Source organism: Rhizobium aethiopicum, from assembly GCF_014197535.1.
Taxonomy (GTDB): Bacteria; Pseudomonadota; Alphaproteobacteria; order Rhizobiales; family Rhizobiaceae; genus Rhizobium; species Rhizobium aethiopicum_A.
Genome location: NZ_JACIFV010000014.1, coordinates 67,675 through 79,133, shown reverse-complemented (window position 1 = coordinate 79,133; position 11,459 = coordinate 67,675). Strand labels below are relative to the sequence as shown.

Annotated in this window: 12 protein-coding genes; 7 read left to right on the top strand and 5 right to left on the bottom strand. The window is 61.6% G+C overall.

Annotation, left to right across the window (positions count from 1 at the left end; translation table 11 throughout):
• Positions 1-154 precede the first annotated feature (154 nt).
• From GGD53_RS19025 to GGD53_RS19010, 4 genes are all read left to right on the top strand, one after another.
• Positions 155-2,908 carry a UvrD-helicase domain-containing protein gene (locus GGD53_RS19025; protein ID WP_246717832.1) on the top strand — a complete coding sequence of 918 codons (2,754 nt, stop codon included), beginning with the start codon at positions 155-157 and terminating at the stop codon, positions 2,906-2,908.
• Positions 2,909-3,145: 237 nt separating this feature from the next.
• The gene (locus GGD53_RS19020; RefSeq protein WP_184458344.1) at positions 3,146-3,565 is read left to right on the top strand and encodes a hypothetical protein; all 420 of its coding nucleotides are present in this window, start codon (positions 3,146-3,148) and stop codon (positions 3,563-3,565) included.
• Positions 3,566-3,673: 108 nt separating this feature from the next.
• Positions 3,674-3,982: a Dabb family protein gene (locus tag GGD53_RS19015; protein WP_184458343.1), complete on the top strand. Its 309-nt coding sequence runs from the start codon at positions 3,674-3,676 to the stop codon at positions 3,980-3,982.
• 75 nt (positions 3,983-4,057) lie between these two features.
• Positions 4,058-4,750, top strand: coding sequence for a substrate-binding domain-containing protein (locus GGD53_RS19010; RefSeq protein WP_184458341.1), 693 nt, complete (start codon positions 4,058-4,060; stop codon positions 4,748-4,750).
• 33 nt (positions 4,751-4,783) lie between these two features.
• Here the strand turns inward: GGD53_RS19010 and GGD53_RS19005 are convergent, their stop codons facing one another.
• From GGD53_RS19005 to GGD53_RS18985, 5 genes are all read right to left on the bottom strand, one after another.
• Positions 4,784-5,683, bottom strand: a complete 900-nt coding sequence (locus GGD53_RS19005) for a metal ABC transporter solute-binding protein, Zn/Mn family (RefSeq protein ID WP_184458339.1) — start codon at positions 5,681-5,683, stop codon at positions 4,784-4,786.
• 16 nt (positions 5,684-5,699) lie between these two features.
• Positions 5,700-6,572 (bottom strand): metal ABC transporter permease, encoded by an 873-nt coding sequence (locus tag GGD53_RS19000; RefSeq protein ID WP_184458336.1) that lies wholly within the window; start codon positions 6,570-6,572, stop codon positions 5,700-5,702.
• On the bottom strand, positions 6,569-7,318 hold the full coding sequence (locus tag GGD53_RS18995) for a metal ABC transporter ATP-binding protein (RefSeq protein ID WP_184458335.1): 750 nt from the start codon (positions 7,316-7,318) through the stop codon (positions 6,569-6,571). Before GGD53_RS18995 ends, GGD53_RS19000 begins: the two co-directional genes overlap by 4 nt.
• A gap of 401 nt (positions 7,319-7,719) precedes the next feature.
• On the bottom strand, positions 7,720-8,205 hold the full coding sequence (locus GGD53_RS18990) for a peroxiredoxin (protein WP_184458333.1): 486 nt from the start codon (positions 8,203-8,205) through the stop codon (positions 7,720-7,722).
• Positions 8,206-8,283: 78 nt separating this feature from the next.
• Positions 8,284-9,123 (bottom strand): protein-disulfide reductase DsbD domain-containing protein, encoded by an 840-nt coding sequence (locus GGD53_RS18985; RefSeq protein ID WP_184458331.1) that lies wholly within the window; start codon positions 9,121-9,123, stop codon positions 8,284-8,286.
• 140 nt (positions 9,124-9,263) lie between these two features.
• Here GGD53_RS18985 and GGD53_RS18980 point away from each other — a divergent pair, with 140 nt between their 5' ends.
• The 3 genes from GGD53_RS18980 (at position 9,264) to GGD53_RS18970 (ending at position 11,337) form a co-directional block, all read left to right on the top strand.
• On the top strand, positions 9,264-9,869 hold the full coding sequence (locus GGD53_RS18980; protein WP_064800934.1) for a YqgE/AlgH family protein: 606 nt from the start codon (positions 9,264-9,266) through the stop codon (positions 9,867-9,869).
• A gap of 118 nt (positions 9,870-9,987) precedes the next feature.
• Entirely contained in the window at positions 9,988-10,179 is a 192-nt protein-coding gene (locus tag GGD53_RS18975; protein WP_184458329.1) for a CsbD family protein, read from the top strand.
• 90 nt (positions 10,180-10,269) lie between these two features.
• On the top strand, positions 10,270-11,337 hold the full coding sequence (locus tag GGD53_RS18970; protein WP_184458327.1) for a zinc-binding metallopeptidase family protein: 1,068 nt from the start codon (positions 10,270-10,272) through the stop codon (positions 11,335-11,337).
• Positions 11,338-11,459 lie beyond the last annotated feature (122 nt).

The following is an 11,459-nucleotide window of genomic DNA, read 5'->3' as shown; positions in this document are numbered from 1 at the left end:
TGGACTGCTTGCGAACCCGTTCGGGACGACGTTTCGACTCGTGGAACTTGGCGGAGATCATCTGCGGCTTACACGCCGAGGATTGATCACATCGGTATCCCTGGAAGCAATATCGTCAGCACCATTCGTTCGGCGGGGGATGCTTGGTGCGACCATGACTGTCACCGCTACGGAGCGCGACGACATCGTCATTCGTGGCGTAGGACATTCTGATGCACAGGCATTTGCGGAAGACGTCAAAGCCGCGTGGATCGCGTTCAACCTCTCGGCGCTCGAGCGCGAAGCAGATCGCTTGCGTCGACTTCACACGGCAATCGTCAAACTGAGCGAGCCAGCACGCTATCCGGCCGCCTGCGAGATTGCTCCCCTTTTGAGCGAAGCGAGAGCCATTGACGTCTCGCTGCTATCGAAGCTGCAGCCAGATGCCATTGGGCCCGAGGCAGCCGAGCGCATCGCGCTTATCAGGAGGTTCGTTGCTGATCCTGGCGCAATCAGAGCGAATGCGATCGTCACCTTTCTCACTGCCGAGCTCGAGCGCTGGAAGGACTTTTTCGACACGATCGAGAGCAAACCGCTGACGCCGGAACAGCGCCTTTCCGTCGTCGTAGACGAGGACGCAACGCTGGTGCTAGCCAGTGCCGGATCAGGAAAAACCAGTGTCATCACTGCCAAGGCTGCCTATCTCGTCAAGGCCGGGATCCGCCACCCGGACGAAATTCTGCTGCTGGCATTTGCAAAGAATGCCGCTGAGGAGATGTCAGAACGGGTCGAAGCGCGCTCGGGCGTGGCGATCGTGGCGCGAACTTTCCACGCGATTGCCTATGACATCATCGGCATGGTCGAAGGGTCGAAGCCACCGTTGGCCGATCACGCCACCGACGACGTGAAATTCACGAACTTGATCAAACAGATCCTGAAGGATCTCGTTCACGCGTTGTCCGAAGTCTCCAGTGCAATCATCCGGTGGTTCGCGCACTTTCTGGTCGAGCCAAAGACCGAATGGGACTTCAAGACGAAGCACGATTTTTACAGCCATATGGAGAAGCAGGATCTACGCACGCTGCAAGGGGAAAAGGTCAAGAGCTACGAAGAACTGCAAATCGCCAACTGGCTTTACGAAAACGGCATCGAGTACGAGTACGAACCCGATTACGAGCACAAAATACATGAGACCGGACGCCGCGACTATTGCCCGGACTTTCGGCTGACTGACAGCGGCATCTATATTGAGCATTTTGGGGTGCGGCGTCAGAAAATGCCTGATGGCAGCGAGCGGCTGATCACGGCCCCCTTCGTCAATCGTGATGAGTATCTGGCAGGCATGGCCTGGAAGCGCCAGGTTCACGCCGAACATCAAACCCGGCTCGTCGAAACCTACAGCTACGAGCGGCAGGAGGGGCGTCTGCTCACCGGCTTGGCAGAGAAACTTGCCCCGCATGTAACGTTGAAGCCTCGCCCCGCCGATACGATCTTCGATCGGGTTGTTGAACTGAACCAGATCGACAGCTTCTCGCAACTGCTCGGAACGTTTCTGCGCAAGTTCAAGGGTGGTGGTTACAGCCTCGCCGATTGTGACGGCAAGTCCGAGCGATTGACGCTCGGTGGGCGCGCCAAGGCGTTTCTTGCTGTGTTTGAACCTGTTTTCGCAGAATATCAAAAGCGGCTGGGTGGAAGGATCGACTTCGAAGACATGATCCTGCGAGCCGCTCACTACGCTGAAACGGGACGGTATGTCAGCCCGTTCCGCCACATCCTCGTCGACGAGTTCCAGGATATATCGCAAAGCCGTGCCAGGTTGGTGAAGGCGCTGAAAGCCCAGCACCCAGACGTGCGCGTCTTTGCAGTGGGCGACGACTGGCAATCGATTTTCCGTTTTGCAGGGTCCGACATTCATCTGATGCGCCACTTCGGCGACGAATTTGGCGGGACCTTCAACGGGGAAACCGGCGTGCACAGGACGGTCGATCTTGGCCGCACCTTTCGATCGATCGACCAGATCGCATTCGCATCCAAAACCTTCGTGCTAAAGAACCCGGCCCAGATCTCCAAACAGATTGTTCCGGCAGGGAAAGCAACCGAGGCGGCCATCAAGATCGTGATGGCGCCGAAGAACGAGGATGAGAAAAAGCTCCGCGAGGTTCTTACCGGACTGTCCGCCAAGCTTGGACCTGCAGGTACCGCGAGCGTTTTGCTGCTCGGGCGGTACCGATTTCTCGAGCCGGACATGAGGGACCTGCAGCGCAGGTTTCCCCAACTACGCCTCAGTTTCAAGACGATCCATGCGTCGAAGGGCCTTGAGGCCGATCACGTGGTCCTCTTGAACGCAGACAGCGGTCGGATGGGATTTCCTTCCGAGATTGTCGATGACCCGTTGCTCGCCTTGGTCTCGCCGGAAGAAGAGCTGTTCGAGAATGCGGAAGAGCGGCGGGTGATGTATGTCGCCATGACAAGGGCCCGTCATACCTTGACGATCATAGCCTCGAACTCGCGACCATCCTCTTTTGTCACCGAACTCAGCAAGGATCCCGAATATGGCATCGCGGCCCAGTCGGGCGCAGAACAGGCTGCGCACGCATGCGGGGAGTGTGGTGGCCGGCTATTGGACGTGCGGGGGCAGGATGGTCGAACATGGTATCGCTGCGAACATGTCGAGCACTGCGGAAATCTGCTACCTGCCTGCTCGTCCTGTGGTGCGAGCCTTCCCCGTCGTCTGGACGGATCGGTCGAGGCTCGGTGTGCCTGCGCTGCAGGCTATCCGGCATGTCCGGTATGCAAGGATGGATGGCTTTTTGAACGATCCGGGCGTTATGGTCCTTTCCTGAGCTGCGTTCGGTATCCTGCCTGCACCGGCAAGGCTCAGATTTCGACCAGCATGGCAGGTGTCAGGGCGACAAAGTCAAAGCGTTAGTACTCGCTCACCTTGCGACCTCCACAGCTCCATCTCCGGCGCGACAAGCGGTGCCTCCTTAAACTGCAGAATCAGCGGGTGTCCGATTTCACTCGGAGGGACGCGAAAGCGTTCTCGATAACACCACCTGAGAGGCGCATTTGACTACTGTTGGGGTAATTCCCTGCCCTTTCATGGATGCCCATTGACCAACGGCCCGCGATGTGCGCCTCTCATTGCTTGCACAAGGAAAATCCGATGCTCAAGCTTCTGCTCGCCCTCTCGGTCGGCGCTTTTTTCGTTTCGCCGCTTCAGGCCGGTGACGTCCATCCCGTCATGAAGGAATGCGTGCCCGGGGTGAAGCATTGTGAACGATGGACCCAGGAATTCCAGACGGCGTTGACGCTGGCACAGAAGGGCGATCATGGGGCGCAGCAGACCGTGGCTTTCTGCCTGTCTTCCGGATGCCATGGCGCGGTGGTCGTCGACAGGGTCGCCTCCTGCAGCTGGCACCTCGTCATCACCAATTCGGGTGCGGCCACCGTGCTCGACCGCTCCAACCTCAGGAACACCTGTCGGCCGATGACGCCGGCTCAGAAGGACGAAGCCCGTGCTCACGCCGGCGAGCTCGTCCGCAAGATCTATAATCGTGACATGGCGGCGACCGACCAGATGTAGGCCCCGTCCTCCTCCGGCGCTCGGCCAACGACCGGCGTCAAAAATAAATCTCATTGCCCTCCCCGCTTTGGCCGCTATTCTCCTCTCAAGAAAATCGGGAGGACCATAATGATCCTGCACTGCGTGTTCCTGCGGCTGAAGACGGCGATGACGATGGACGACAAGCAATCGCTGTTCGACGCGATCGTCGCATTGAAACAGGTCATCCCCGGCATATTCGATATCAAATACGGGCCGAATGTTTCGCCCGAAGGCCTGCATGCCGGCTTCGTCGATGGTTTTGCCGTGACCTTCGAAAGCGCCGAAGCGCGGGATGCCTATCTCGTCCATCCCGAACATGTGACCGTCGGCGAGCGTATCGTTTCCTCGACGGACGGCGGCCTTGCCGGCATCCTGGTCTTCGACCTCAATCTGTGAGAACGGCCGGCAGTTGCGGAATGCAGCTGGTATCCGTATCGTAAGGCGATCGTTCCACCGATTTCAGGTTGGGCCATGCATCAGCAGATCCAGCTTTTTGGCGCTATCGCGGTCCGGCCCGCCGTCCTTGCTCTCATTCCCCGGTTCGAAACTGCCACGGGATTGACCGTTGCGGTCAGGTGGGAAGTCAATCCGACAGTCAAGAAGCAGATCGAAGCCGGAGAAGCTTTCGACCTCGTCATCATCAATCCGTCCATGGTGCAGGATCTGACTGCTACGGGAAAGGTCAAGGCAGGGAGCCAGGTCTGGTTTGGCCGAGTCGGGATGGGTGTGGCGGCAAAGGCGGGCAGCCGGCCACTGGACATAAGATCCGTCGACGCATTCATACACGCATTGAAGAGCGCCGAAACGATCGCTTACGCCAGTGACGGAACCAGCGGCGGCTACTTCTCCGCTTTGCTGGATCGGCTGGGAATAGCCGATGAGGTAAAGCCGAAGCTCGTGGCCGTACCTGGAGGGCAGACGGCGTCGGCCGTCTGCCAGGCGAAAGCCGAGCTGGCCGTCGTTCCGGTGACTTCGATTCTCGCCGCCGCTCCCGAAGTCGTGCTCGCCGGCCGATTTCCGGCAGAACTGCGAAGTTACATCGACTTCGCCATCGGCGTCAGCGCCGATCTGCGGGATGCAGAAGCCGCCAGGCGGCTCTCGGAGTTTCTGACCTCGACCTCGGTTGACGACATCCTCGCGGCAAAGGGTGTCGAGCGCCGCTAGCGCAGCGGCACACGAACCCCGAGGCCCCTATCCTTAGCTCGATTTCGCCATGGCGGCGGCGAGCTGATCGACATTGTAGCGGAACATCTTCTCATAGGTCGGCGCCGGGCCCTTGGCATCGGAGAGCGATTCGACATAGAGCTCGCCACCGGGTTCGGCGCCGGTTGCCTTGGCGACCTGCTTGACCAGGCGCGGATCGTTGGAATTCTCGAAGAAATAGGCCTTCACACGCTCGCTCTTGATCTGCTCGATCAGCTTGGCGACGTCGGCGGCGGACGCTTCGCTCTCGGTGGAAAGACCGAGCGGCGCAAGGAAGCTGACATTATATTCGCGGCCGAAATAACCGAAGGCATCGTGGCTGGTCAGGACCTTGCGGCGGTCGTCGGGAATCTTGTCGAATTTCGAATGGGCGTAGGCGTTCAGCTCATCGAGCGTCTTTGAATATTTCGCGGCATTGGCCTTGAAGGCGGCGGCATCGGCGGGATCGGCCGCTGACAGTGCCTTCTCGATGTTGGCGACCCAGACCTTGACGTTAACGGGGCTGTTCCAGACATGCGGGTCGGTGATCTCAGAACCATCCTCTTCCATGGTGCGGGTGACGACGCCTTCGGAAACCGTAACCGGCTTGCCCTTATAGCCCGAGGCGGTGATCAGCCGGTCCATCCAGCCTTCCAGCCCTTCGCCGCTGACGAAGGTGACTTCAGCCGCCTTCAAATTCTTCGCGTCGGCGGGCGACGGTTCGAATTCGTGGGGATCGCCGTTCGGACCGACGAGGCTCGTCACCTTCACATGCTCGCCGCCGACCTCTTTGACGACATCGGCAAGCACGGTGAAGGACGCCACAACCTTCAGCGTTTCGGCCGAGGCGGGTGCCGCCGAGAGCACCAGTGCGGGAAGTGCAGCGGCGGCGAGAAGCAGTCTGCGCGATATCATCGAAGTCTCCTTGAAGTCAGCCCTTCAGATGCGGGCGGGGAAAGAGGCGCCGGGCGATGCCGGAGGGCGCGAAAAGGATTGAGAAGGCGTAGATGAGGGCCGCCGTCATGATGATCGTCGGGCCGGAGGCGAGTTCGAGATGGTAGGAGGCGATCAGGCCGAGATAACCGGAGGCGGCGCCGGTCGCGGTCGCAATCAGCATCATCACGGGCAGGCTGCGCGACCAGAGCTGGGCGACGGCGGCCGGCAGCATCATCAGGCCGACCGCCATCAGCGTGCCGAGCGCCTGGAAGCTGGCGACAAGGTTCAGCACCACGAGCAGCAGGAAAAGGACATGGTAGACCGGCCCACGTCCGCCGACGGCTCTGAGAAAACCGGGATCGAAGCATTCGGCCACCAGCGGCCGGTAGACGGCGGCGAGGACGACGAGCGTCAGCGAGGTGATCGCGCCGATCTGGTAAAGTGCCGGCGCATCGATCGCCAGGATGGTGCCGAAGAGCACGTGAAGTAGATCGATGTTCGAGCCGCGCAGCGAGACGATCAGCACGCCGAGCGCCAGCGACGCGAGGTAGAAGCTGGCGAAGCTCGCATCTTCCCGCAGCACGGTCATGCGGCTGACGGCGCCCGAGAGCAGCGCCACCGACAGGCCGGCGACAAGGCCGCCGAGGCCCATTGCCGTCAGCGATAGCGAGCCGGCGACGAGATAACCGAACGCCGCCCCGGGCAGCACCGCATGGCTCATGGCGTCGCCCATCAGGCTCATGCGCCTCAGCATCAGGAAGACGCCGATCGGCCCGGAGCCGAGCCCGAGGCAGAGGCAGGCGACAAGGGCGCGGCGCATGAAACCGAAATCGGCAAAGGGCGCGAGAAAGAGATCGTAGGCCGTCATGCCGCCGGCGCCTCTTCAGCTTCGCAGGCGGCGGCATCCTCGTCCCAGCGCTCGGCCATGGCGCGGGCCTTCATCAGATTGGCGGAGGACATGATCTCGGCGGTCGGACCCCATCCGACAAGCTCGCGGGCGAGCAGCAGGGTTTTCGGGAAATGGGCGCGGACGAGCTCGAAATCGTGCAGCACGGCGATGACGGTGCGGCCCTCGCCATGCCAGCGGATGACCAGTTCGACGAGATCCCGGGTGGTGCGGGCATCGATTGCCGTGAATGGTTCGTCGAGCAGGATGACGCCGGCATCCTGCAGCAGCAGGCGGGCAAAGAGCACGCGCTGGAACTGGCCGGCCGAGAGCGACCCGACATGGCGCCGGCCGAAACCGTCGAGGCCGACGGCGGCAAGCGCCTCGCCTGCTCTCTTCACATCGGCGGGGCCGACACGGCCGAAGGCTCCCCGCGTCTTCCAGACGCCGAGCATGACGGTGTCGATGACCGAGATCGGAAAGCGCCGGTCGATCTCGGCCGCCTGCGGGAGATAGCCGAATTCCGCCCGGCCAAGCCGATGCTCGACCCTGCCTTCGGCCGGCCGAAGCTCACCCATGATCGCCTTCAGCAGCGTCGACTTGCCCGCCCCGTTCGGCCCGGCAATCGCCGTCAGGCTGCCGGCGGCGAAGGCGCCGGAGACATGATGGACGGCCGGGTGGCGGTCATAGGCGATGGTGAGATCGTCGAGACGGATCAATGGCGTCATGGCAGCAACACCGCCCAGTGGATGGCGAGCCAGAGGACGGCAATGACCAATGTGATGCCGACTACCCTCAATAAGGCCGATTGTCCCATGAGGCTGATGGGAAGGCGATCGGGGTTTCGCGGCATGGCTGATCCTACAATGTAATAACATTACGGTTATGTTATAACGATTGCGGCAAGATTGAGGCGGTAGCGGGACTTTGGTGGATGCGGCGGTTCTCTGCCTCCCCTTTCGTTTGGGCGACGATGAGGCTCAGAGAGGCAAGCGCCGACATTCCAGAGAGCCTCCTCCTGAGGCGCCCCGCAGGGGCCTCGAAGGACGAGGCGGGCGTTCCGAGGCTTGCCCCCAAACAACAAAAGGGCGACCGAACGGCCGCCCTTTTCATCCCTCGGAATCAATACTCAAAGCAGTTCCAGCATCGCCGCTGCACCCGACACCGTCGCCTGGCCGGGGCTTTCCTCGATGTTGAGGGCTTTCACCACGCCGTCTTCGACCAGCATCGAATAACGCTTGGAGCGCAGGCCGAGGCCGCCGGCGGAGAGGTCGGCTTCGAGGCCAACGGCCTTGGTGAAGCCGGCGTCCCAATCGGCGAGGAAATGGATCTTGCCGAGCCCGCCCGAGGATTGCGCCCAGGCGCCCATCACATGCCAGTCGTTGACGGCGAGAACGGCGATGTCGTCGACGCCCTTGCCAAGGATGGTGTCGCGGTTTTCGAGATAGCCCGGCAGGTGGTTCAGCGAGCAGGTGGGCGTGAAGGCGCCCGGCACGGCAAAGAGCACGACGCGCTTGCCGGCGAAGAGCTGCTCGGTGGTGATTTCGACCGGGCCGTCGGCGGTCTTTTCCTTGAAGGTGGCGGCCGGAAGCTTGTCGCCGATCGCGATGGTCATGGTTTTCTCCTCGGGTTCTATTGCTGGTTCGGCTCTGCGGCGGGCGCCGCGGGGGATGGTGGCGACTATAAGTGCCGGTCAGTCAAAGGCAAGCGTGGTCTCCATCGCCCTGTCGCCATCGATAACAAGCACGCCCCAGCGCTTGCCTGAAACGTCGTAATCCTTGGGCAGCCTGCCGATCATCATATCGGTCTTGAAGGTGGCGCCATCGCGTTTGCCGCCGCTCTGTTTGGTGAAGGCATAACCGCTCGGGCCGGTGACGATGATATCGGGGGCGCCCTTGCCGTCGCCCGGCAAGGCGAGCGTCAGCGACAGCGTCTTCCGATCAGCTGAGATCGCATGCGCCGTCACCTTGAAATCATCCGAAGGGGACTTCGGCAGCGTCGCATCAGCGGCCGCAAGGATGGCCTCTTCCTCCGGATGCGACTGCATGGCGCGGCCGAGCTTCAGGCTCAACTTCGCCTGGAAGGGAACGCAGATATCCTTGCAGATGCCGATGAAGGCGGCGGCGTCGATCTCGACTCCACCTTTGCCGGCCGCCGTCAAGGATAGCGGCAGCGTCACCGGCGCGTCATAGGCGATATCCTCGATTCCGCCTTTGAAAAAATGCTTCGGAACGGGATAGCCGATGGCGTCGAGCGTGACGCCGCCCGCCGGCGCAATGGTGACCTGAGGCGGAATGCCGCTGTTGCCGGGCTCGCGCCAATAGGTGATCCAGCCGGGTTTCGGTTCGATCTGCAGGCCGGCGCGGATCTTGCCGCCGGCATCGGGCGCCAGCGCCACGAGGCGCATGCGGCCGCCCTCGGCCTCGGCCCAGGCGCTCATTTCCGCCTTTGCGGAACAAAAAGGGACGAGGGCAGCGGCCACTGATATGACCGCCATCAAAAGCCGGCGCGGGGCCATGAAAATAATCATCATGGAACAACGGTTTACCGAAAGTGCTCTCCGGCCGCCAGAAGCCGCGCCCATTTAAATCTTCATTTTCGGTTGATTGATTTGTGACATTGGCCCATCTTTCTCTTGTCGGGGCCTTGTGCGGTCTGGCAGCAGGAGGAACAATGTCCTTATCGACGCTGAAGAACAGACGGGAACGTGGCTTCTTCGATGGCCAGTTCCTCATCGCCATGCCAGGCATGGAAGACCGGAATTTTGCGCGCACGGTGATTTACATCTGCGCGCATTCGGATGCCGGCGCCATGGGCTTCGTCATCAACCGGCCGCAGAGCCTCACCTTTACTGACGTGCTGCTGCATCTCGACATGATCAAGCAGGAAGAACCGATCGTGCTGCCGCAGCGGGCGCGCGACTTCCCGATCCAGACGGGCGGCCCGGTGGAGAGCGGCCGCGGCTTCGTGCTGCATTCGGACGATTATGCCAGCGACTCCTCGATCCCGGTCAGCGACGACATCTGCCTGACGGCAACGCTCGACATCGTGCGCGCCATCTCCAAAGGCGCCGGGCCAAAGCGCGCGACCATGCTGCTCGGCTATTCCTCCTGGGCGGCTGGCCAGCTCGAAAACGAGGTCGCCAATAATGGCTGGCTCACCTGCCCGGCCAATGAGGAACTCATCTTCGACCGTAGCCTCGACGACAAATACGAGCGGGCGCTCGCCGGCATGGGCATCAACGCCGCCATGCTTTCGGCCGAAGCCGGCCACGCCTGACGGTCGCGGCTCGCCTGACGGTCGCTGCTCCCTGACGGTCGCGGGAACGAATAGGTGCGAGTGACGTTCCCTTCCCGCGCGGACGAGAGGTCCGACGCCGAGCATGGAGACATCACACATGGGTAGCACCAGCGACAAGATTTCAGGCAAGGCAAACGAAATTGCCGGCAAGACCAAGAAGGCCGCCGGCAAGGCCACGGGCAATCGCGACATGCAGGCCGAGGGCGACGTCCAGGAAGCCAAAGGCAAGGGACAGGTCGCAACAGGCAAGGTCAAGGACAAGCTCAAAGGCGCCGTCGACCGGCTCTGAACCACCAGCTCAGCCCGGATGAACCATGCCTGCCGTGCACGCGCGCGGCGGGCATTTTTCATCCGCCCCTGCTTTGCAGAGATCAAAACGATGAAACTCTTTGCCTGCGACAATTGCGATCAGGTCGTCCACTTCGATAACCGGCACTGCGTCCGCTGCAATCACCGTCTCGGCTTCCTCCCGGGCGACCTTGCCATGCATGCGCTGGAGCCGCGCGACGAAATGGTCTGGCAGCTCGTTTCAGACCCCGACCGGCACGTGCGCTTCTGCGCTAATGCCGGCCTCGACATCTGCAACTGGCTGGTGGACGTCGAGAGCGAGGGTGAATTCTGCACCGCCTGCCGCCACAACCGGCTGGTTCCGAATACCGACACCCAGGACGGCATCGATCGCTGGCGGCGCATCGGCCAGGCGCAGCGTCATCTGTTCTATTCGCTGCTACGCTGGAAGCTGCCGCATCCCGATCGCGGCCAAGATCCGCAAGGCGGCCTGGTTTTCGATTTCCTCGAAGATTCCCTGCAGGGCAACGGCAATGTCGTGCCAGCGATGACCGGTCATGAGGAAGGCCTGATCACCATCCGCGCCGCCGAAGCCGACGACGCCACGCGCGAACAGGCGCGCAGCTCGATGAACGAGCCCTATCGCACGCTGCTTGGCCATTTCCGCCACGAGGCCGGCCATTTCATCTGGAACAAGCTGGTGCGCGATCAGAATGGTCTCGACGATTTCCGCGCCGTCTTCGGCGACGAGCGGCAGGATTATGCGGCCGCGCTGCAAAGACACTATGCCGGCGGCGCACCCGTGGGATGGCAGGATAATTTCATCAGCGCCTATGCCGCATCGCACCCCTGGGAGGATTTCGCCGAATGCTTCGCGCACTACCTCCACATCGTCGATACGCTGGAGACCGCCCGCGCCTTCGGCATCGCCATCGATCCGCGCGGCCACGAGGAAATAGCAGGCGAGGTGGATTTCCTTCCCTACAGGGCAAAGAGCGCCGAGCAGCTCGTCAGCGCCTGGGTGCCGCTCAGCATCGCGATCAACGCCATCCAGCGCAGCATGGGCCAGCCGGATTCCTACCCTTTCGTGCTCTCCTCGCCCGTCGTGGCCAAGCTCGAATATCTGCATCGGCTGATTCAGGCCGCGGTGACGCAGTAGATGGGGTGAGAGGTATGAAGACCCTTTAGTGGCGGTGGTTATCTCCCACTTCACGTCACTTTTTGGGATGCCCCAGGGCTCTGCTTGCTCCCTCTTCTCCCAGCGGGGAGAAGGTGGCCCGA

What these genes read in the sequence shown, in the direction of transcription:
- GGD53_RS18995 (WP_184458335.1), bottom strand. Translation starts at nt 7,318, where the DNA reads ATGACGCCATTGATCCGTCTCGACGATCTCACCATCGCCTATGACCGC.
- GGD53_RS18970 (WP_184458327.1), top strand. Translation starts at nt 10,270, where the DNA reads ATGAAACTCTTTGCCTGCGACAATTGCGATCAGGTCGTCCACTTCGAT.
- GGD53_RS19010 (WP_184458341.1), top strand. Translation starts at nt 4,058, where the DNA reads ATGCATCAGCAGATCCAGCTTTTTGGCGCTATCGCGGTCCGGCCCGCC.
- GGD53_RS18980 (WP_064800934.1), top strand. Translation starts at nt 9,264, where the DNA reads ATGTCCTTATCGACGCTGAAGAACAGACGGGAACGTGGCTTCTTCGAT.
- GGD53_RS19025 (WP_246717832.1), top strand. Translation starts at nt 155, where the DNA reads ATGACTGTCACCGCTACGGAGCGCGACGACATCGTCATTCGTGGCGTA.
- GGD53_RS19020 (WP_184458344.1), top strand. Translation starts at nt 3,146, where the DNA reads ATGCTCAAGCTTCTGCTCGCCCTCTCGGTCGGCGCTTTTTTCGTTTCG.
- GGD53_RS19000 (WP_184458336.1), bottom strand. Translation starts at nt 6,572, where the DNA reads ATGACGGCCTACGATCTCTTTCTCGCGCCCTTTGCCGATTTCGGTTTC.
- GGD53_RS19015 (WP_184458343.1), top strand. Translation starts at nt 3,674, where the DNA reads ATGATCCTGCACTGCGTGTTCCTGCGGCTGAAGACGGCGATGACGATG.
- GGD53_RS18985 (WP_184458331.1), bottom strand. Translation starts at nt 9,123, where the DNA reads ATGATGATTATTTTCATGGCCCCGCGCCGGCTTTTGATGGCGGTCATA.
- GGD53_RS18975 (WP_184458329.1), top strand. Translation starts at nt 9,988, where the DNA reads ATGGGTAGCACCAGCGACAAGATTTCAGGCAAGGCAAACGAAATTGCC.
- GGD53_RS19005 (WP_184458339.1), bottom strand. Translation starts at nt 5,683, where the DNA reads ATGATATCGCGCAGACTGCTTCTCGCCGCCGCTGCACTTCCCGCACTG.
- GGD53_RS18990 (WP_184458333.1), bottom strand. Translation starts at nt 8,205, where the DNA reads ATGACCATCGCGATCGGCGACAAGCTTCCGGCCGCCACCTTCAAGGAA.